Consider the following 21,590-nt stretch of genomic DNA (forward strand, 5'->3'; position numbering starts at 1 on the left):
GTGAGTTTTCTCACTTTTTAAAATTTTTATAAAGCTCTATAATCTCATACTTTTCTAACTCTCTTTTTAGCTTATCTGACTCATCTTTTATAATTTGTCCAAATTTTATAGCTTCATCTTTACTTATATTTACACCAAAAAACTCACTTATTATAAAGCTAATTCCACCTTTTCCTGATTGTGAATTTACTCTTATAACATTTTCATAACCTCTTTTTATATCTTTTGGGTCTATTGGCAAATATGGTACATTCCAAATCTTACTTTCATTTTCTCTATAAAAATCTATACCTTTTTTTATAGCATCTTGATGTCCTCCACTAAAAGCTGTAAATATCATATCCCCAACATATGGGTGTCTTGGGTGTACTTTTAAATTTGTATTTTTTTCATACATAGCTTTTATCTCATCAATAATTGATAAATCTAATTTTGGGTCAATTCCTTGTGAATAAATATTAAAAGCAAAGTTTACAATATCCAAATTTCCAGCTCTCTCCCCATTTCCAAATAAAGTTCCTTCAACTTTATCAGCACCAGCAAGAACTGCTAATTCAGCACTAGCAACCGATGTTCCTCTATCGTTATGTGGATGAACACTCATAATCAAAGCTTCGCGATAGTTTAGATTTTTACACATATACTCAATTCTATCTGCATAAATATTTGGAGTACAAGCTTCAAGTGTATTTGGCAAGTTTATTATCATCTTATTTTGCTTTGTTGGTTTTACTACATTTATCACTTCATTGCATATTTTTATAGCAAAATCTAAGTTTGTTTGAGAAAAGCTTTCAGGCGAGTATTGATAAGTTACATCTCCTTTAAAATCTTTTGTAAGTTCGACTAAATATTTCATTCCATCAACTGCCATTTGAACTATCTCATCATCACTTTTTTGAAAAACAACTCTTCTTTGAAACTCATTTGTAGGATTGTAAAGATGAAAAATTCCATTTTTTACATCTTTCATAGCTTCAACACTTTTTTTAATCAACTCTTTTTTTGCAGGGATTAAAACTTGAATTGCAACATCATCTGGCACTAAATTTTCATCTATTAATTTTCTAGTAAATGAAAAATCTGTATCACTAGCACTAGGAAAACTAACCTCTATTTGTTTAAATCCCATTTTTAATAAAGCTTGGAAATATTCCAATTTTTGCTCAACTGTTAAAGGGTTTATCAAAGCTTGATTTCCATCTCTTAAATCCACACTACAATAAATTGGTGCTTTTTCTATACTTTTATCTGCCCACTCTCTTTTGAAGTTTTCAACTCTTGGGTATTTTTCATATTTTGTAAAACTCATAATTATTTCCAGTCTAATTTTTCAAAATATTAGCCTTTTAATATATTTAAATCTTGTACAAAATTAACATTTGAAAATATTGTTTTGATACTCTTTTGGTGTAAGCTGAAAAATTCTTTTAAAACTTCTATTTAAATGGCTTTGGTCAAAAAATCCACTACTTTGTGCAACTTCAATTATTGGCAAATTTGAAGCCAAAAGCTCTTTTGCTAAATGCACTTTTTTGTTTATTATATATGAGTGAATAGGAAGCCCAAACTCTTTTTTAAAAATTCGTATCAAGTGAACTATACTTAAATCAAATTTTAAAGATAAATCTTCTAGTAAAAGCTCCTCCAAAAAATTCTCATCTAAATATTTTTTCAAATTTAAAGCTAAAATAGACTCCTCTTTATAGGCAATTTTATCTTGTTTAAAAGAGAAAAAATCTAAACAAAATTGATAAAATCTCTCCTCTTTTTCAAGCAGAGATATTTTATTATCAAGTAAACAATCACAAAGATTTATAAAGTTTTTATAGATATTTTTATTTTTTATCAGTTCAAAATTTGAGTTAAATTCAAAATCAATTTTTTGTAGATAGTTCTTATCTAAATACAAAACATAACCATCTTTTGAAACTTCATTTAAAGTCGCACAATGTGGAATTTGGCTATTTATAATAGCTATTTCATTTACTTTTATATCACAAGAGATGTTTTCAAAAATTAGTTTTAAAGAACCTTTTTTAATAGCTGTAATAGTAAGCTCTTCATGAAGATGCATTTTTATACAATCTTGAATATCTTTTATATATCGTAGCTCTAGGAAGTTTAATTTTGAGTTTTTAAAAATTGCAGATTTCATATAAAAAAGTATGGAAAAGCTCCATACTTTTTCCTTGAACTTAAAAGATTAAGCTAAATTTTTAGCTACAAAATCCCAGTTTACAAGTTGCCAGAAGTTCTCTAAGAATTTTGGTCTAGCATTTCTTGTATCAATATAGTATGCATGTTCCCAAACATCACATGTTAATACTGGTTTTAAACCATCAGTTAAAGGACAGCCAGCATTTGAAGTTGTAACGATTTTTAACTCACTTCCATCAAGAACTAACCAAGCCCAACCTGAACCAAATTGTCCAATAGCTTTAGCTGTAAACTCCTCTTTAAATTTTTCAACACTTCCAAAAGTTTTTGTTAAAGCAGCTTCAACATTTGAAGGAATTGCACCTTGAGTTGGAGTTAATCCATTCCAGAAGAAATCGTGGTTAAATACTTGAGCAGCATTATTAAAAATTGCTCCACTTGATTTTTTGATAATATCTTCTAAACTTAGGTTTTCAAACTCTGTTCCTGGGATTAGGTTATTTAAGTTTGTTACATAAGTGTTGTGGTGTTTTCCGTGGTGATACTCTAATGTCTCATCTGACATTAAAGGTGCTAAACTTGTAAATGGTAATTTCATTAATTCGTGTTTCATATTATTATCCTTTTTAAAAAATTAAACTTTAGAATACTATCTTTTTACTTTGTATATAGTTAAAAACTATTTTTTAACTATATTGATAAGATTTTATTCCAAATTCACCCAAAACAGAGAATATATGATCAAAAATATCTGATTGTATATTCTCATAATCAGCCCAAATTGTTGTTGATGTAAAACAGTAAATCTCTAGTGGAATACCATATTCTGTTGGTGCTAGTTGTCTTACCATTATTGTCATATCTTTATTTATATTTGGATGATTTCTTAGATATGTAAGCAAATAAGCTCTTAAAGTACCAATATTTGTAAGCCTTCTTCCATTCATAGCAACAGTTAAATCAAAATGATTTTTCTCATTATAATCTCTTATTTCACACTGTTTTTCATGTAAATATGGAGCTAAAAGATTTGCTTTTTCTAGTCTTCTTATATCCTCATCATCCAAAAATTTTATACTTTTTATATCGATTTTTATGGCTCTTTTTATTCTTCTCCCACCACTTTCTCTCATACCTCGCCAGTTTTTAAAAGAGTCCGATACAAGAGCATAAGTTGGAATTGTTGTAATAGTTTTATCAAAATTTCGCACCTTTACAACATTTAATCCAATATCAATAATATCTCCATCAGCACCATATTTTGGCATCTCTATCCAATCTCCAACCTGAACCATCTTATTTGTGCTTAGTTGAAGTCCTGCAGTGAACCCTAAAATTGTATCCTTGAAAACCAACATTAAAACAGCAGACATAGCTCCAAGTCCACTTAAAATAGCAACTGGAGATTTACCTGCTAAAATAGAAACTATATAGATAAAACATACTATTCCAAATATTAATTTAATACTTTGAATAATTGTTCTTGTAGCAAAAAACTGCACTTCTGTTGCTGTATGAAGGGTCTTAAATGTTTTATCAATAATAGAATAAATTGCTAAAAGCCCAAAAATACTTATCCAAACCAAAGATATTGTTAATAAAGTTTCATAAATTGAACCTTTTTCAATCCAAATTGTAGTTTGCCAATAAACAACCAAACCTTGAAAAAGAAGAGCCAATCTTTGAAAAAGATTCTCTTCTAGTAAAGATGAAGTTATTATATTTCTTCTTTTTTTATCAAGTTTTTGGATAGTTTTTAAAATTATTTTATGTAAAACGAAGTGAATTATTATAGAAGTAACTACAATAATAAGTAAAATTGATATACTTAAAACTAAAAATGTAGGATCAACTCCTAAATCTTTCAAAAATTCTATTAAATATTTTTTCATTTTGTATCCTAAAGGAAGATAAGTTAATTTTTAAATACAAAGCCAAAAGGCTTTATATTTTAAGCAAATGCAGGTTCTAAGAAAGGAATGATTTGTTTTTTTCTACTCAAACAACCATCAAGCCAAACTTTTTGGTTTTCAAGTTTACAAGAGAAAGCTTTTTCAAAAATAGAGTAATCATCACTTACAACTAAAACTTCACTTCCCTCTTTCATAATATCTGTTAAAAGTAGTGCTACAGTATGAAGTTTGCTCTCCTCTTTTACTTTTTGAATATCTGCTAGAAGCTCATCTTTTATAGAGTCAAAAACTGAACCATCTACAACTTCAAGTTGTCCAACTCCTACTTTGTTTCCATGCATATCGAAGTTTTTGTAATCTCTCATTACAAGTTCTCTTATAGGAGTTCCTTCAACTTCCGATTTTACTTTAAACATCTCCATACCTAAAGCACCATAATCTTCAATATTTGCAATTTTTGCCAACTCTTTTACCACTTGAATATCAAGAGCTGTACAAGTTGGTGATTTAAAAATAACTGTATCAGATAAAATCGCACACATCATAATAGCAGCAATATTTGCAGGAATTTCAACTTTATGATAGTCATACATCTCTTTTACAATTGTATTTGTACAGCCAACAGGTCTAATCCAGCACTCTAGTGGAGCTGATGTTGTAATATCTCCTAGTTTGTGATGATCAACTATTCCAACAACTGTTGTTTTATCAAGTTCTTGTGGAGCTTGTGCAATATCTGAATAATCAGTGATAAAAAGTTCATCACCAGCAAAAGAAGTTTTAAGTTCTGGAGCAACAAATCCAAATTTATCTAAAATAAATTTTGTTTCAGGATTTAATTCACCTTGTCTTGCAGGAGTTGCAGGACGACCAATTTTGTTTAAAAGATAAGCTAGTGAAATAGCTGAACAAACTGAATCTGAATCTGGAATAATGTGTCCACATGTATATAATGCCATTTTTATTGTCCTTTTTTCTATTTTTTTAATTTTAAGTATAGATTTTATCCAAAAGTTGATAATTTTTCTTTTAATTTAAAAACTATTTAAAATCTACTCTTGCATACTTTTAATCAAAGCTTCTAATTCAGCAGGGCTAAGTGTATCTTCACTTGCATCAATATTTTTTGCACTAGGAGCTAGATTATATTGAGTTTTATCGATATTATTGCTATCACAAACAAAGTTTACAACTCTCTCTATTTTTTGTCTATGTAAATCTTGATTTTGTAAAAGTCCATAAATATTTGAAATAAGATTTGAAAGCTTATTTTTTTGATGCAAAGGTAAAGATAACTCTTGTAAAAATTCATCTATACTTTCAATATTATTAAAAATCTCTTGGGCATTATGTTCTGATTCTTTTATCACTTCACAAAGCTCTAAAATAGTATTTTCATAGTTCATTTTGTTTCCTTGTTTTTAGTTATTTGTTAAATCTATGTGTAAAATTTCACTTATTAACTCTGTTGCATAAGAGCCTTTTGGAAGATAAAAGCTTAATTCCATATGGTTTTTATCCTCTTTATAATTACTTCCAATATTTTCAGGAAAAACAAAAGCAAATCTTCTTGCTCCATCTTCACTCATTTCTACTTCAAACTCTTTTTCTATTTCATGAGCAAAACCTTCAGATTTTTTTACTCTTTTTCCACATAAAAGACCTGTTGGAACTCTATCTTTATCAAAAAACTTTTGGCTTTCACTTTCCAAATCATCTATTATAAAAATTCTTCCAAAAGGGTAATGACTTAGTAAATCTCCTGTTAAAATTTTAAAAGGATGTGGCTGTTTTTTGGCTCTTTTGACTTCATCTAGTGGTAAATTTAATTTTGTATAAATCTCTTTTGGTTCAAATGCCTCAATTAATTTTGAAATCTCTATTCTTTTTGAAAGCCAAGAGTTAAACAAATAGCTTTGATAAGCATTTATAAACATCTGTTTTAGGTTTCTATTTCGCTCTTTTAATGTTCCTTCAACTATTTGTTTTCCTTTTTTATAGTTTTCTCCATCTATTCCAAATCTTTGAAAACCAAAATAGTTTGGCATCCCAAAAGTGGCAATTTGTCCTAAAGCTTCCTCTATTTTTTGCTTTTCTACAAGCCCTACTCTTTTAAGTCGTATAAAAAAATTATTCCCTTTTAAATGCCCTATTTTTATCTTATTATTGTGGTAAGTTGTTTCAAGTATTTTTATATTATCGTGCGAAAACTCTTTTAAAGCCTCTTCGTATTTTCTATGAACTGAAATATGCTGAATTGTCATCGCATTTTTATCTTTAAGCCCTGCATAGCCAAACTCTCTAGGGCTACATTTTAGATAATTTGCCAAAATCTCTATTGCATCCCAAGTTGCTAAATCTTTTTTTCTAAGCTTAATTATAAGGTGTTCACCCTCATTTGTGAACTCATAAAGTGGTACTTCAGTAACCACAAAATCATCTTTACTTTGTTTAAAATAAACATCAATTGGTGAATGGTTTAAATATCTTTGAATTTTCAAATAATTTCCTTAATCTTTAAAATGGTGGTTTGAAAAGCTACTTTGGTAGCTTCCTTTTACAGCTTTTGCAAAAATATTTATTTTTGTATTATGTTTTTTTGCAATATCTTCTATCTTTTTTAGATTTTTTTGACTACAGGCAAAAAGTATCTCATACTCTTCTCCTGAAGTTCCTATATCATCTTTTATAGTTTTGAAAAACTCAAAACCTATATTTGAAGCTTTTGAGAGCTTTTCCAAATCCAAAAAAAGTCCATCGCTTATATCCATAGCAGAATTTACATATTTTGAAGCTTCATAAAAAAACTCTGATTTTAACTCTGGTTTTATAAATTTTGAAGATTTTTTTATCTTTTTTCCTGCTAAAAGCTCATTTAAATCTTTTTTTGAGCTTCCAAGTTTTCCTGTATAGCAGATATAATCGCCCAATCCTACTCCACTTCTATATATAGGTTTTGTAGTTTTAGAGATAATCGTAATACTAATATCTAATTTTTTATTTTCAATAGTATCTCCACCAATAATCTCTAAATCAAAATCTTTACAGGCCTTTTTAAAACCACTTGAAAGCTCTTTTAAATCATCTTCTTTATAAGAATTTGGAATTGCAACAGTTATAAGAGCATATTTTGGTCTTGCATTCATAGCAACTGCATCTGAGATATTTACAAGCATAGATTTATAAGCTATCTGTTTTAAACTCATAAACCCTTTTTCTATCCACTCTTTTTTAAAATGCACATCTTCAAAAAAAGCATCCATAGAGTAAACATATCCATCTATAAATGCACCATCATCGCCGTTATACTTACTATTTGATATTTGTTTTATAAAAAAATCTTCTTTATTCATAAAAGAAGTGTAGCAAAGTTTTGCAAAATATATTTAATTTTGCTATTTTAATTTAGAAAATGCTTTCTAACATCTTCTAGGAACTCCTCTTTATCAAAATATTTTGTGTGATGAATTAAAATATCAGAAGCCTTTGCTCTTGCTTTTGTGCCATTTGTAAAAGATTTTTTTACATTTCCTTGATTTGTAACTCTTTTTTCTTCTGCTCCAACAAGCAAAATCATACCTTTGCCATCATCATCTAAATAATCTATAATTGAATCTAGTTTATATACAAAATCTTCACCTTCGATAAATTTTCTAAGTTTACACTCTATTACATGAAGATGATTATCTTTTATCATCAAAATATCAAATTCGTTTTGAAATTGTGGTTCAAACTCTACTTTTACATTGAACATTACATGGTCAAAATCGAAATTATCTACTATTAACCAGTAGATATACTCTTCAAAAATTGTACCTTGGATAAACATTTTATCATTGATTTTATCCATCTTTTCAAGCTCTTTTTTTATCTCATTAAAACCAGCTATCTCATCGTATCTTTTATTTTGTATCAAAAAAGCAAACTCTTGATAGGAAGCTAAATTCTCACAAATTTTCATCACAATATCTTTTCTTTTATAGGCTTCAATTTTGCTTCCCATAGATAAAACTTCATAACCTTTTAGCATAAAGTGAGTGTAAATATCTTTGTTTTTTGAGATGATTTTGTTTTGCATAGAGTGCTTTGTAAGGATATTGTAGCCATTGTCAAAAATATCATAAGCTATAAAACTTGCACCTTTTTCAAGTAATTTTGAAGACAAGATGATAGTTGAAGATACCATTCCACCTGTTGCATTGAAGTAGATATTTTCAAAATCACTGTTTGAAAGTTTTAAAATCTCTTCATAACAATTTAAAATCGAATCATAAGAGTCTTCATCTATTTTTATTGAGTGTGTTTCAAAACTCAAAGAGTAAAAATCTTTGAATTTCTCTTGCGAAGCTAAAACTTTTTTTATCATAGTTGTTTCATATTTTGAATCATCGTGGATGATTATATGTTTTGTTATTTTCTCTTTAAATTCAAAAAGAATTGGGAAGATTGAAGAGTCGTGAATACCTAAAAGAGAGATTAAAATCATATTTGTTTCCTACTAAAAATAATATTTTATTTCATTCATTTTATATACTTTTGGATATGAACCTTTATTGTATTGAGTGATTGTAATATTCCAATAATCTCCAAAACCCATTCCTAATAAAATTGCCAAAGCTTCTGGCATAGAGTGAGCAATTGTGATATTTTTGTATTGTGTTTGCAAAGAGTTAAATACATTGTAAATCTCTTGAGAATACTCTGTCCAGTCATTTTCATATGGTATAGTCCCAGGTTCTTTTAGCTTTATTTTTACAATATTTTTATAATTTTTTAAATCATCAGAATTTAAATTTACATTATGACTAGCAGAATTTATTACAACAAGAATTTCATCAATATTGCTATCTTTTATATCTTTTTCTACAATATATTTTTTAAATTCACCAATTCTCTCTTTATATCTTCTATCATCAATATTTGCAACCATATCTAAAGAGTTTTTATTGTTTGTCTGATATATCGCTACACTATTTGTTTTGAAAATTGTTCCTATCAAAAAGGCAACAGCAGGTCTTCTATAAAAAGCTATATGTATTTTTACAGGTTTGTTTAAAACTTCTTCTAATTGTGCGATATTGTATTTTATAACTCGTGCAAAATTCATCAATCTATCAAAATTGTCCATATCACAAACCTCTTCAAAGATTAATCTATCTGTATTTACAGAATAGTATTTTTGCAATATTTTTTTATAATCTTTGTAGCCATACTGTTTTTCAATATTTCTAAGCAATTCATTCATAATATATTGTGTTTGAGAACCATCATCTACTTTTATCACAATTGGAATATGAACCACACTCTTATTAAATTTTTTATCTTTTCTCCACTCAAAATAAACAGCACCTAAAACAGAAATACATAAAAATAGACTAACAGTACCAGTAAAAAATTTATTATCAAAATAATCATAAGCTGGTCCTAAAAGAAAAGCTATTATACCTATAATTGCTATGAGTTTATTGTCTAAAATATATCTCATTAATTTTCCTTATTAATTTTATTTTGTTCCAAATTATCAAATTTTGCTTCCCTAATAATTATACTAACTCTTCTATTTGCTTCTCTTGCTTCCTCATCTATTGAGCTTTTTATTTCTCCTTTATACTCTACTAAAGGTTGATTTTCTGCATTTGCTACTAATCTTACATTTTTATTATTTAGTCCTAATTCTTCTAAATATTTTTGTATTGCCAAAGCTCTTAAAGCAGATAGCTCCCAATTTGACACTTTAAAGCTAGGAACATTATCTGTATGCCCTTCAATATCTATATATCTATACTTGCTATGTGCAACAATCTCATCAAGAATAGGTTTCATTTTTGATATTTTCTCTTTATTTACAATATATGAACCACTCTCAAATTGTGCTGCAGATGAAAAACTAACAATTAAGCCATTTTTATCTATTTTTATATTTACAAACTCTTCTAAATTATTGTTTTTTACAAGATTTTCTATAATAACTTGAATTTGAGCTAAAGTTTTAAACTCTTCATACTCTTTCTTCTTTTTCTCAATCATAACTTTTTGAATCATATCATATTTTTCAATATCAATTTTCGAGAAAGATACAAACAAAACCATTACTGCAAAAATTGCAGAGATCAAATCAGCATAACTTGTAATCCATAAATCTTGATTTTTATTACTACTAAATCTTCGTTTCGTCATTACTATTTACTTCTTTTTCTTTAATATCATAAACTTCTAAAAACTCTGCAAAATTTACCTTGTGATAAAATTTTCTAACTGCTATTTCTAAATCATTAAAATCATTTTCGAGCTTAATTTGCTGTTTCTCTTTGTATCTTGCAAGTGGCTTAAAAATAACAATAGTAACTAAAGATGCATATAAAGTTGTTGCTAAAGCCAAACTTAAACCAGCAAATTTTTTCTCAAAATCTTCAGCTTGTGATGGTTCTGCAAACATCATCAAAAGTCCTGCAACTGTACCAATCATACCGATAATTGGCATAAGAGTAGCAGCATATTCATAATCATTTTTTAGTTTACTATAAGAATTATCTATTGTGTTATATATTTTTTGTATTCCTAGCAACAAATCATCTTCAATACCACCAAATCTTAGTATTTTCAATACTTCATCTATACTTTCATTCTTTTTAGATTTTTCACTTAAATCAAAAATAGTGATTTTTTCTTCAAAATAATCTTCAAAAGATTTTTCAGCCTCTTTTATACTTTTGTTTTCGTATGCCCTTACAGTTTTATTACTATCTCTATCAACAGTGAACCAAAGTCCAACAGCAGAAAGTCCTATAAAAATAGCAGAATTTATATGAATTATTCCCCAAATCATTTTTGAGTTATATTCACCTAAAATAGGTAGTTCAAATCCTAATTCATCAGGATTTATCGATGGCAACACTACACAAACAATAAAAAGTGCCATTATCCACACAGCTTGTATTAAAATTCCTTTATTTATCATTTTCTATTTTCCTTTATTAATTCTAAAATTTTTAATCTATCTTGTTTTATAAAATTTTTATCTATTTGAGGTATATAAAATATTTTTGTACCCCAAATAATCTCTCTAAAATCAACACTTTGTCCAATTTTTAAGCCACATTTTTCAAACAAACTATCTTTTTCTTCAAAAGTTAAATATGCACTTTCAAAAGAGTGAAATATAGCTTGATTATTTTTGCTACCTTTGTAAACAAAACTTTTATATGAGCTGATTTTATCTATCTCGCCTTTGTTTGTTGCAAAGATTTTGGCTATATCTCCTTTGCTTCCATCTTCAGAAAATATAACAACAGTAGTATCAGGAAAAGGAAGATATTTTGAATAATAATCTTCCAAAGAGTAATATCTTGTATTGCCTTCAACTAAAATTTCTAAACTCTGATTTTCTTCATCAAAATCTATATATTTACCTTTTACAAAAAGCTTAACATCTATGCCATCTGTTGCATTTGAGGTTAAATGCTTTTTATGTTTTTGTAGCTCTTTTTCGATATTTTCTATCTTTTTTACAATATTTTCTATGGTATTTTTTAGTTTATTATCTTGCATTTAATTTATCCCTAAATTTTTTTAGTTCTTCAATTTCTAATGAAGTTAATTTATCTTCTTTATTCATCATTGCCATTTTAAAAAGCCATTTATTTACATTGGTTCGTACTTTGGAAGCTCTTTCTATCAATTCATCAAATTCCATATTAAAATATGTTTTTGCAAATTTATCCTTAAAAAAATTATGATTAAATTCTTTATTGATTAAATAACTAACCTTATCTTCTTTTGATTTGATTATTCCACTAACAATATTGGTATTCTCATCAATTAACTTTTGTACAGAAATTTCTTTTTCTTTAAGAATATTTGCAAAATCATACAATCGTGTTTTCATTCTTTGATTTTTTGTAAAATCTATACCTATCTTATCAATAGTTGAGATTTTTAAATTTGTTTGATTTGTTATTTCTTTATAAACTTCTTCTTTTATTTCAGCTGGTGTTAAATTTCTATCTTGTTTTTTTAATCTATATTCATCTAAATTTATATTTAAATCTTCGGATATAAATTTTATTCCGTCTTCGTAAGATTTTATATATTTTTCAAACTCTTCTGGATTCCATAATAATCCATTATGAGCTATATCATTTCTAAATCTAACTGCTTCGCTCAACTCTTTATACTTTAACCTTTGGTTTGGGTTTTCATTTGAATAATTTATAAGAGCTTTTCCCAAAGTAGTGCTGTATTTCTTTTTCATCAAACTTTCTGCAACCCAATGTAAAATATATAATCTTTGTTGAGAATAGCCCAAGATTTCACAATTTTCAAGCAGACTTTTGGCATTTGGATTCTCATTTATCTCTTTTTGTATCTCTTTTAGATTTTTTGCCAATGGCACAAAACTTTTTCCACCACTTAATGCACAAATTTGGTCTTTATAATACTCGTCTAAAGCTGGTAAAAATTTTTTAAAATTTTCTTTATCATTTTGAGTTAAAACTGCTGGTAAATCTTCTAGTTTATGGTTTAAAATACCTTTTAACTTTGCAACATCTTTTATTAGTTCACTTGTATCTGGAAAATCTGTTCTTTTTTCATCATTTAAAAGAGATTTATAAAACTCTTCTCGCTCTTTTATTACTTTTGAATTTTTAAAGTTTGAATTATTCATAAAGTTAAGCAAAAAATCAAGTTCAACTCTACTAATTCTTTCATCTTCAAAAGTCAAAGTTCTAAAATATCCTTTTTTCTGTAACTGATTTAAAACATATTTTTTTATATCAATTCCTAACTCTTCAAGCTCTTTTTTCTCTTCTATTACACTTTTCTTAAATTCTAAATCATTATTTGTTGCTAATTCTTCCAATAAAATTCCAAATTGTTTTAATCTTAGATTTAATTTTGTATCAACTTCATAACTAAAAGCTACTGGATTTATCTGCTCTTTTTTTGATTTTCCAAGTGGATATTGATGTGTATTTAACCCTTTTTTACCCATCTCCTTTAGTAAATTTAGTTTAGCTCTTTCAGACTCATTTAATAATTTACTCAATTCTATTGATTCAACACTCATATTTTCTAAAGAACCACTAAGTTCAATCATTGACTCAATTATCTCTGCACTATCTTCTCTAATAGGAGAAGTTAAATATTCATGTAGTTTCCTGATTGGTGATTTATTCTCATTGTTATTAATTTCTATTTCAGTATCATAATTTTCTTCAAAACTATTATCTTCAATATTATTTTCAACTATTTCAATAGCATTTTTATTTATTATTTCAGTATAAAATTGACTTATATTTGTACTGGATAAGAGATTATTAAACTTTAAATTATCGTTTAGAATCCACTTAAATTCTCTGTTTTCTTGTGACATAAATTAAATAGCTCCTTATTATTTTGACAATATTTGTCATTTTTATATTTAGTTATTTTTTAATAAATTGAGTTTTAATATTATCTTTATTCTACTTAAAATAATTTCCTAAAACAGTATTTGCACACCATATTCTCTATGTAAAACAGCCATTTTATAGTAATCTTTCCTATCTTGATTTTTTACTCCCAATCTTTTTTGTGTTTTTAATTTTATCTCTACTTCATTTCCACTTAAAAGTTCTCTTACTTCACTATGTTTTAAATAGTGTCCATAACGGCTAAGTGCATTTTGCCAAATCTTAAAATCACATTTTGACTCAAGAGTTAGCTCAAAAAACTCTCCATCTTCAGTTTTCCAATTTGCATTACTACAAGCATAAAGTTCTACTTTTTTTCCTCTTACCTCTTTTTTTCTCACTTCAATTTGTCCATCTTCACAATAAGGACATTTTCCTAAAATCATCTTTTGCCTTTTTTTCTGAAATTATATTGAGTTTAACAAAAACTTAACCTTTGTTTTATATACTTTTTGAAATTTAAAAAAAGGAAGATTATGAAAAAATCGCTTTTAGTTTCTATGTTACTTTTAGGGACATCTTTATTTTCTATGGAGCATAAACATCACCATGAAAATCATCAAAACCACCAAATAAACTCAAACAAAAATATCCCACAAGATGCAAAGTGCCAAGTTTGTGGTATGTTTGTTGCAAAATATGAAAACTGGATAGCAAGTATAAAAGCAGAAAATGAAACTTTCTATTTTGATGGAGCAAAAGATATGTTTAAATTCTATTTTGAACCAGAAAAATATTCAAAAATAGAAAATTTAAAAGATGCAAAAATTTTTGTAACAGAATATTACACTTTGGAGCAAATAGATGCAAAAAGTGCATTTTTTGTACTTGGTTCAAATGTTATGGGACCTATGGGGAGTGAACTTATTCCATTTAAAGATGAAGATAGTGCAAAAGAGTTTAAAAAAGAGCATTTTGGGACAAAAATCTTAAAATTTGAAGAGATTAGCAAAAAAGATATTCCAGCAAAACATCACTAAAACATCTTTACAATGCGATTCTTCGCATTGTCTAAGAAAATTACTCTTTAATAAAAGAGCAACAATAATCAACTAAAGAGTGAACTCTTAGTTTAAATTTTGTATTTGCAGGAATAGTAAAAGAAGCAGGTCCTTCAAACTCTTGCCACTCATTAGCAGGAAGTAATAAATCTATTTTTCCTCTTTGAATATCAATTATCTCTTTATTTACAGTATTTAATTCATACTCACCAGCAAGCATAATTCCTAAAGTCTTTTTAGAACCATCTTCAAATGTAATTGCTCTACTTGTAATATTTCCATCGTATAAAATATTTGCAGCTTTTGCAATAGAAACACCTTTAAAATATGACATTATAGTCTCCTTAAAATTTATCGCTAATATTGTATCAAATTAATTATATTATATTATTGAAGCAAAAGGCTAGATTTATTTTGTTATAATCGAAAAATTTAAAAAAAGGTGTAAAAATGAGTATCCAAAAAGAACTTGAAGTTTTAATCAAAGAGGAAGTTTTAGCAGAAATAGAAGATTATATAGATGATATTTTTGAAATAATCGCTGCAAAAAAAGAAACCCTAGAGTTAAAAGAAGAGCTACAACATATGCAAGATATGAAGAAAGATTTTGAAGAGATTTTAAAAGATTTAGAAGCTGGTGAAATCGATGATGAAGAGGCAAAAGAGATTTATGATGAGATTATAGAGATGCTTGAAGGTTTAGACGAAAAGTAAAAATGCAAGGCTATATTATTGATATAAAAGCAGTAAAAGATGATGATTTAATAGTTACTCTTTTGTGCGAAAATGAGCTTATTACAACATATAGATTTTATGGAGCAAGACACTCAAATATCAATATTGGCTACAAAATAGATTTTGAATTAGAAAAGACAAAATCATCTATTTCAAGATTAAAAGATGTAATTCAACTAGGTTTTCCTTGGATTTTAAATAGCCAAAAAATGTATGCTTGGCAAAGATACCTAAAACTTTTTTATTCTCATTTTAAAGAACTTGAAGAACTAGATAGTTTCTACTTTTATCTACTTGATGATTTAGTTTCAAAAATAGAAAAACAAAATGTTTATAGAGCCATTTTGGAGTCTTATTTACTTTTATTAGAACACGAAGGAAGACTTCATATAGATTTTGAGTGCCTGATTTGTGAAATAAAAATAGATAGTTTTGTATCAATTTTAAGAGGTTTTTTACCAGTTCATAAAGAGTGCATAAAAGGAAAAGTTTTTGATTATAAAAGAGTTGAAGAGCTTTTTTTAACAAAAAAAACTATAAATCTAAGCGACAATGAAGTAGAAAATCTTTTTGAAATTCTACTTCTAGGACTTTAAAAACTATTTAGTTTTTAGCATTTCCCAATATTTCTCATATACTTTTAAAGCTTCACCAACATCATTTTGAAACTCACTATTTTTTAAATCTTCATCATTTGGATAAATAGTTCTATTGTTTTTTATCTCATCATCAAGAAGTTCTACAGTTTTAGCATTTGGAGATGCATAACCAATCTCTTCACTAATTAGTTTTGAAACTTCTGGTTTTAAAAGATAATTAATAAAAGCATAAGCATTATCAATATTTTTTGCACCTTTTGGAATAACCAAAGAGTCAAGCCAAATTAAAGCACCCTCTTTTGGATAAACATATTTTATTTTTGAATTCTCTAAAGAAGCCATATAGCTCTCTCCATTAAAATTCATACCCAATTTTACCTCTTCATTTAGATAAACCTGTTTTTGAGATTCCGAATAAAACATCTTTACATTTGGCAAAAGTTCTCTTAATTTATTATAAGCTTCTTCTATTTGTTTTGCATCTTTTGTATTTGAAGAGTAACCTAAAACTCTTAATGCAACACCAAAAACTTCTCTTAAATCATCATTTAACAAGATAGATTTTTTATACTCACTATCCCATAAATTTGACCAAGAATCAACATCTTTTTTAACTAAAGTTTCATTATAACTAACTCCAGAACTTCCCCATAAATAAGGAATTGAATAATCATTATTTTGGTCAAACTCTTTATTTAAAAGTTTTTTATCCAGATTCTCATAATTTGGAAGTTTAGTTTTATCTAATTTTTCTAATAAATTCTCTTTACTCATTTTACTAACAAAATAAGTTGAAGGAACAATAATATCATAAGATGTACCACCAGCTGTTTTAATCTTTGCATACATAGCCTCATTTGAATCATAAGTTGAATACTTAACTTTAATTCCTGTCTCTTTTGTGAAGTTCTTTAAAACATCTTTTGGCATATATTCAGACCAATTATAAACATACAAAACTTGTTCTTTTGCAAATAGTGAAATTGCAAAAACTAAAGCTAAAATAATTTTTTTCAATTTTTCTCCTTGATTATAAATTGTGCAAATAATACCATAATTAATGTGAATGAAAACATTATTGTACAAAGTGCATTTATCTCTGGTTTAACTCCTAATCTCACCATTGAATAAATCTTCAAAGGAAGTATTTCATAATCAGCACCAGATACAAAAAAGCTAATAATTACATCATCAAAAGATAGAGTTAAGCTAAGTAAAAAACCAGCAATAATTGCAGGAAGAATATTTGGTAAAATAACAGATTTAAAAGTAGTAAACTCATCTGCACCCAAATCTTTTGCAGCTTCTATAATATTTTTATCAAAACCATTTAATCTAGCCATTACTGTAACAATTACAAAAGGAAGGCAAAAAGTAATATGTGCAATAAGTAATGATGTAAATCCTAAAGGTAAAGAGACTAAAATAAATATCATTAAAAGAGAAATTCCCATTACAATTTCAGGCGACATAATCAAAATATAAACCAAAGAGTTTATAAATTTCTTTCCAGAAAAATCATATCTAAAAAGTGCCATTGCCCCTAAAGTCCCCAAAATAGTAGCAAGAGTAGCTGAGAAAAATGCAACACTAACAGAATTTAGTGCAGCTTCAAGTAAAGAGTCTTGTTCTAGCAAACTCTCATACCATTCAAGTGTAAAACCTTTCCACTCAACACTATATTTTGAGCTATTAAATGAATAAATAATTAAAACTACAATGGGTAAATAGAGTAAAAAATAGATAAAACTTGCATAAGATTTTCTCATTTTTTATCTCCTAAATTAGATTTATTTTGTGCTTTTGCCAAAAAATACAACATTATAAACATAATTAATAAAATTACAACAGAAGCAGCACTTCCAAATGGCCAATCTCTAAATTGTAAAAATTGATTTCTAATAAAACTTCCAATAATAAGCTCTTTTGCACCACCCAAAATATCAGGAATAAAAAACATTCCAAGGCTAGGTAAGAATACCAAAATAGACCCAGCAATAATTCCAGCAGATGACAAAGGAATAATAATAGTTCTAAAAATAGCTATTTTTGAAGCTCCCAAATCTTTTGCAGCTTCAATCAATCTACTATCTATTTTCTCCAAAGATACATATAAAGGTAAAATCATAAAAGGCAAAAGAGTATAAACCATACCAATAAAAACAGCTGTTTGTGTGTACATAATTTCAAGTGGTGTTTCAATCAAACCAACACTAAGTAAAAGGGCATTTAAAAGACCTTTTGTTTTTAAAATAGCAATCAAAGCATAAGTTCTCACAAGTGAACTAGTCCAAAATGGAATAATAACCAATAAAAGAAGCAAAAATTTATACTTTTTTGGTGAACTAGCAATAATATAAGCAAAAGGAAATGCCAAAATTAGAGTTATTATTGTTGTAACTGTAGCTAAATAAACTGAATCTAAAAAAATATTTAAATAAATTGGGTCAAAAAGTTTTATATAGCTTTCAAAAGAGAGAGTAAAATTTAAAAATTCATCTTCACCTTTTGTCAAAAAACTACTTATTACTACTAAAATATGTGGTAATAAAGCAAAAGCTAAAAGCCAAAAAACAACAACAAAAATTGATATTTTTGAAAAAGAGAAAATCTTACTCATGAGGAAGTAAAACCTCCCAACCATCTACCCAATATAAATATAGTTTTGAGCCAATCTCATATGCCAAAGCATCACTATCTTCATTATAAAATTCACTTACAATAAGCTCTTGATTATCTTCTAATTTTACAAGTAAATCAATAGTTGTACCTTTGTAAATAATATTTTCTAACTCTCCAATAAAATAGTTATTTGACTTTACATCTTCAAACTTTTTCTCTACTCTAAAATCCTCAGGTCTTATTAAAATTGTACATTTTTTATTTAATTTTACTTTTGATTTTAACTGAAAAGTTTTATCTAAATATTTTAAAACAACAAAATCATCTTTTTGCTCAAGAACTTCACTTTCAAAACAGTTTGCTTCACCAATAAACTGCCCAACAAATAAGTTTTTTGGCTCTTCATAAATCTGTTTTGGAGTTCCAATTTGCTCAATATTTCCTTTATTCATAACAACAATTCTATCAGACATAGAAAGTGCCTCTTCTTGGTCGTGAGTTACGAATAAAAAAGTAATTCCTAACTTTCTTTGAAGCATTTTTAACTCAACTTGCATCTCTTTTCTAAGCTTATAATCCAAAGCACTTAAACTCTCATCCAAAAGCAAAATTTGAGGTTTATTTACAACAGCTCTAGCAATTGCTACTCTTTGCTGTTGTCCACCACTTAGCTCATTTGGTTTTTTATCTTTATGTTCTAAAAGTTTCACCATACTAAGAGCTTTTTCAACTTCATCTTTTATCTCTTCTTTTGATTTTTTCTTCATTTTCAAACCAAAAGCAATATTATCAAAAACACTCATATGTGGAAAAAGTGCATAACTTTGAAAAACTGTATTAATCTCTCTTTTTTCTGGAGGAATTTTATTTATTAATACATCTTTTAGATACATTTCTCCAAAATTAGCCTCTTCAAATCCAGCAATTAGCCTTAAAATTGTTGTTTTTCCACAACCACTAGGTCCTAAAAGTGTGATAAATTCACTCTCATATATATCAAGGTTTATATTTTTTAAAACTTCACTATTTTCATAAGATTTAGATAGATTTTTTAGTGTAAGAAGTGTTTTGTTCATTAAAATTCCAAAAGGTGATTTAAAAAGGTTATAAGATTTATCTTATAACTCTTCATTGTTTGCTAGTTTTGTTTTTACCTCTTCAATAGATGCTTTTAAAAGCTCTGTGTCAAATCCATAAGCTTTTGCTTTTTCTAAAGCTTTTTGTATATTTTCATCACTTAAAGGATCAATTACACTTGCTGCTGTTTTTATAACATCTAAAATTTGAACTCTTTGTTTAAATCCAGCTTCAACATGTGCCATATCTTCCACAGATTCGATAGTTGTTATTAGATTATCGCTTAACTTCCAATGTCTAAAAATTTGTGCTGTTACTTTTGCTGTTGTAGTTCCTAAAAACTCCATTTCCACATCTTTTTCACAAGAATCTTCAAGCCTTGCTAAAAACTCATCTTGTTTACCCTCAGATACAATAACTGAAGCTAAAACAAATTTTCCAACTTCTTGTAAAAGAGAAGCCAAAATAATATCATCTTGATGTTCAACTTCAAAGCTAGATAGCCAAACATTTGCCAAAGAAGAAGCAATATTTGAACCCTGCATAAAATCATCACTCGTAATTCCATAAGGTTTTAAATTAGCTTTTAATAAATTTTGAATACTTCCACCAATAGCAATTGAAACTGTAAAATTTATTCCCAAAAGATTTAAAGCTCTACTAGGAGCTTCTACTTTTGTTCTAAATCCAAACATAGCTGAATTTGCGATTTTCAACAAAGTTGAGATTATAAGAGCATCTTTTTCAACAATTTTTAAAAGTTCACTAAGTTCTTTATCTTGTTTTTTTCTAAACTCTTCAATTTCAATAATTGTCTTTGGTAAAGGTGGTAAAGACTCTATTTTTTGAACAATTTTATCATTCATAATTTCCCCCAAATTAAACTTTATACATTAAATCTAAAGTGCATAATATCACCATCTTGAACAACATAATCTTTTCCTTCAAGTCTTAGTTTTCCTGCATCTTTACATTTTGTTTCACCGCCAAATTTCACATAGTCCTCATAAGAGATAACCTCAGCTTTAATAAACCCTTTTTCAAAATCATTGTGAATAACGGCTGCTGCTTGTGGTGCTTTTGTATTTTTTCTAATTGTCCAAGCTCTAACTTCAACTTTTCCAGCTGTAAAGTAGCTTTGAAGTCCTAGTTTATCAAATGCTTTTTGAATAATTTGCTCCAAACCAGACTCTTGCACTCCCAAATCATCCAAAAATGCTCTAGCTTCATCATCTTCAAGACCTACAAGCTCTTCTTCTATTTTTGCACATAAAACTATCACATCAGAGTTTACACTAGCTGCATACTCTTTTACCATCTCTACATACTCATTTGTTCCACTTGAAAGTGTATCTTCATCAACATTTGCACCATAAATCACATCTTTGTTTGATAAAAATCTAAGCTCTTTGTCTAAAGAAATAAAAGCTTCATTATCAATATTCTCAAAAGTTTTTACAGGTTGAAGCTCCCCAATATGAGCATATAACTCTTCAGCAATTACAAGTTGAGCAGCCGCTTCTTTGCTCCCTTTTGCTTGTTTTTTTAGTCTTTCAATTTTTTTCTCTAATTGCGAAATATCTGCATAGATTAGCTCTGTTTCGATTATCTCTATATCTCTTAGAGGATTTACATCACCTTCTACGTGAGTAATATTTCCATCTTCAAAACATCTAACCATATGTAAAATAACTTCTACTTCTCTAATATTTGATAAAAATTGATTTCCAAGTCCTTCGCCTTTAGATGCACCTCTTACTAGCCCTGCAATATCCACAAAATCAATAGTTGAATGCTGAATTTTATCTGGATTTACAATTTTTGCTAACTCATCAAGTCTTTTATCTGGAACTGGAACTATTGCTTTATTTGGCTCTATTGTACAGAATGGATAGTTTTGTGCCTCTGCATTTTGTGCCTTTGTTAAAGCATTAAAAGTTGTACTTTTTCCTACATTTGGAAGTCCTACTATTCCTACACCTAATCCCATATTTTTCCTTTATTTTTTTATAACTAAGATTATAGACAAAA

Annotated in this window: 25 protein-coding genes; 3 read left to right on the forward strand and 22 right to left on the reverse strand. The window is 27.6% G+C overall.

Annotation, left to right across the window (positions count from 1 at the left end):
- Positions 1-10: 10 nt before the first annotated feature.
- The 15 genes from IQC44_RS03035 to IQC44_RS03105 all read right to left on the reverse strand — a co-directional run bounded on the left by IQC44_RS03035 (position 11) and on the right by IQC44_RS03105 (position 13,911).
- Positions 11-1,312 carry a 2-isopropylmalate synthase gene (locus IQC44_RS03035; protein WP_198304736.1) on the reverse strand — a complete coding sequence of 434 codons (1,302 nt, stop codon included), beginning with the start codon at positions 1,310-1,312 and terminating at the stop codon, positions 11-13.
- Positions 1,313-1,375: 63 nt separating this feature from the next.
- Positions 1,376-2,158: a helix-turn-helix domain-containing protein gene (locus IQC44_RS03040; protein ID WP_198304737.1), complete on the reverse strand. Its 783-nt coding sequence runs from the start codon at positions 2,156-2,158 to the stop codon at positions 1,376-1,378.
- Positions 2,159-2,206: 48 nt separating this feature from the next.
- Entirely contained in the window at positions 2,207-2,773 is a 567-nt protein-coding gene (locus IQC44_RS03045; protein WP_198304738.1) for a superoxide dismutase, read from the reverse strand.
- Between the two features lie 73 nt (positions 2,774-2,846).
- Positions 2,847-4,052, reverse strand: a complete 1,206-nt coding sequence (locus IQC44_RS03050; RefSeq protein WP_198304739.1) for a mechanosensitive ion channel family protein — start codon at positions 4,050-4,052, stop codon at positions 2,847-2,849.
- A gap of 59 nt (positions 4,053-4,111) precedes the next feature.
- Positions 4,112-5,032: a manganese-dependent inorganic pyrophosphatase gene (locus IQC44_RS03055; RefSeq protein ID WP_198304740.1), complete on the reverse strand. Its 921-nt coding sequence runs from the start codon at positions 5,030-5,032 to the stop codon at positions 4,112-4,114.
- Between the two features lie 93 nt (positions 5,033-5,125).
- Positions 5,126-5,479: a hypothetical protein gene (locus IQC44_RS03060; protein WP_198304741.1), complete on the reverse strand. Its 354-nt coding sequence runs from the start codon at positions 5,477-5,479 to the stop codon at positions 5,126-5,128.
- 15 nt (positions 5,480-5,494) lie between these two features.
- On the reverse strand, positions 5,495-6,574 hold the full coding sequence (gene truD, locus IQC44_RS03065) for a tRNA pseudouridine(13) synthase TruD (RefSeq protein ID WP_228286242.1): 1,080 nt from the start codon (positions 6,572-6,574) through the stop codon (positions 5,495-5,497).
- 9 nt (positions 6,575-6,583) lie between these two features.
- Positions 6,584-7,426 (reverse strand): thiamine-phosphate kinase, encoded by an 843-nt coding sequence (locus tag IQC44_RS03070; protein WP_198304742.1) that lies wholly within the window; start codon positions 7,424-7,426, stop codon positions 6,584-6,586.
- Positions 7,427-7,473: 47 nt separating this feature from the next.
- Positions 7,474-8,559, reverse strand: a complete 1,086-nt coding sequence (locus tag IQC44_RS03075) for a Card1-like endonuclease domain-containing protein (protein ID WP_198304743.1) — start codon at positions 8,557-8,559, stop codon at positions 7,474-7,476.
- Positions 8,560-8,571: 12 nt separating this feature from the next.
- Positions 8,572-9,558, reverse strand: coding sequence for an SAVED domain-containing protein (locus tag IQC44_RS03080; protein ID WP_198304744.1), 987 nt, complete (start codon positions 9,556-9,558; stop codon positions 8,572-8,574).
- Entirely contained in the window at positions 9,558-10,250 is a 693-nt protein-coding gene (locus IQC44_RS03085) for an OmpA/MotB family protein (RefSeq protein WP_198304745.1), read from the reverse strand. The genes IQC44_RS03080 and IQC44_RS03085 overlap by 1 nt, the downstream gene beginning before the upstream one ends.
- Entirely contained in the window at positions 10,231-11,031 is an 801-nt protein-coding gene (locus tag IQC44_RS03090; protein ID WP_198304746.1) for a MotA/TolQ/ExbB proton channel family protein, read from the reverse strand. The genes IQC44_RS03085 and IQC44_RS03090 overlap by 20 nt, the downstream gene beginning before the upstream one ends.
- Entirely contained in the window at positions 11,028-11,621 is a 594-nt protein-coding gene (locus IQC44_RS03095; protein ID WP_198304747.1) for a hypothetical protein, read from the reverse strand. Before IQC44_RS03095 ends, IQC44_RS03090 begins: the two co-directional genes overlap by 4 nt.
- Entirely contained in the window at positions 11,611-13,446 is a 1,836-nt protein-coding gene (locus IQC44_RS03100; protein ID WP_198304748.1) for a hypothetical protein, read from the reverse strand. The genes IQC44_RS03095 and IQC44_RS03100 overlap by 11 nt, the downstream gene beginning before the upstream one ends.
- A gap of 108 nt (positions 13,447-13,554) precedes the next feature.
- A complete protein-coding gene (locus IQC44_RS03105) occupies positions 13,555-13,911 on the reverse strand; it encodes a hypothetical protein (protein ID WP_198304749.1) in 357 nt (118 codons plus the stop codon).
- A 90-nt stretch (positions 13,912-14,001) separates the two neighbouring features.
- Here IQC44_RS03105 and IQC44_RS03110 point away from each other — a divergent pair, with 90 nt between their 5' ends.
- Positions 14,002-14,505: a nitrous oxide reductase accessory protein NosL gene (locus IQC44_RS03110; RefSeq protein ID WP_198304750.1), complete on the forward strand. Its 504-nt coding sequence runs from the start codon at positions 14,002-14,004 to the stop codon at positions 14,503-14,505.
- A gap of 40 nt (positions 14,506-14,545) precedes the next feature.
- On the opposite strand, the gene ppnP is transcribed toward IQC44_RS03110, so the two are convergent.
- Entirely contained in the window at positions 14,546-14,860 is a 315-nt protein-coding gene (gene ppnP, locus IQC44_RS03115; RefSeq protein ID WP_198304751.1) for a pyrimidine/purine nucleoside phosphorylase, read from the reverse strand.
- A gap of 116 nt (positions 14,861-14,976) precedes the next feature.
- On the opposite strand from ppnP, the gene IQC44_RS03120 reads away from it, so the two are divergent.
- Both IQC44_RS03120 and recO read left to right on the forward strand, forming a co-directional pair.
- Positions 14,977-15,240 (forward strand): hypothetical protein, encoded by a 264-nt coding sequence (locus IQC44_RS03120; RefSeq protein WP_198304752.1) that lies wholly within the window; start codon positions 14,977-14,979, stop codon positions 15,238-15,240.
- A 2-nt stretch (positions 15,241-15,242) separates the two neighbouring features.
- A complete protein-coding gene (recO, locus tag IQC44_RS03125; RefSeq protein ID WP_198304753.1) occupies positions 15,243-15,857 on the forward strand; it encodes a recombination protein RecO in 615 nt (204 codons plus the stop codon).
- Between the two features lie 3 nt (positions 15,858-15,860).
- Here the strand turns inward: recO and IQC44_RS03130 are convergent, their stop codons facing one another.
- From IQC44_RS03130 to ychF, 6 genes are read right to left on the reverse strand one after another with little or no spacing between them, the layout of a single operon-like run.
- A complete protein-coding gene (locus tag IQC44_RS03130) occupies positions 15,861-16,877 on the reverse strand; it encodes an ABC transporter substrate-binding protein (RefSeq protein ID WP_228286243.1) in 1,017 nt (338 codons plus the stop codon).
- Complete coding sequence (gene potC, locus IQC44_RS03135) at positions 16,874-17,629, reverse strand: spermidine/putrescine ABC transporter permease PotC (RefSeq protein WP_198304754.1); 756 nt, start codon at positions 17,627-17,629, stop codon at positions 16,874-16,876. Before potC ends, IQC44_RS03130 begins: the two co-directional genes overlap by 4 nt.
- Entirely contained in the window at positions 17,626-18,480 is an 855-nt protein-coding gene (locus IQC44_RS03140) for an ABC transporter permease (RefSeq protein ID WP_198304755.1), read from the reverse strand. Before IQC44_RS03140 ends, potC begins: the two co-directional genes overlap by 4 nt.
- Positions 18,473-19,558, reverse strand: a complete 1,086-nt coding sequence (potA, locus tag IQC44_RS03145; protein ID WP_198304756.1) for a spermidine/putrescine ABC transporter ATP-binding protein PotA — start codon at positions 19,556-19,558, stop codon at positions 18,473-18,475. Before potA ends, IQC44_RS03140 begins: the two co-directional genes overlap by 8 nt.
- A gap of 42 nt (positions 19,559-19,600) precedes the next feature.
- Positions 19,601-20,425, reverse strand: coding sequence for an HDOD domain-containing protein (locus IQC44_RS03150; protein ID WP_228286244.1), 825 nt, complete (start codon positions 20,423-20,425; stop codon positions 19,601-19,603).
- Positions 20,426-20,445: 20 nt separating this feature from the next.
- On the reverse strand, positions 20,446-21,549 hold the full coding sequence (ychF, locus tag IQC44_RS03155) for a redox-regulated ATPase YchF (RefSeq protein WP_198304757.1): 1,104 nt from the start codon (positions 21,547-21,549) through the stop codon (positions 20,446-20,448).
- Between the last annotated feature and the right edge of the window lie 41 nt (positions 21,550-21,590).

Origin of the sequence: Arcobacter vandammei (assembly GCF_016106035.1) — a bacterium.
GTDB classification, from domain to species: domain Bacteria; phylum Campylobacterota; class Campylobacteria; order Campylobacterales; family Arcobacteraceae; genus Aliarcobacter; species Aliarcobacter vandammei.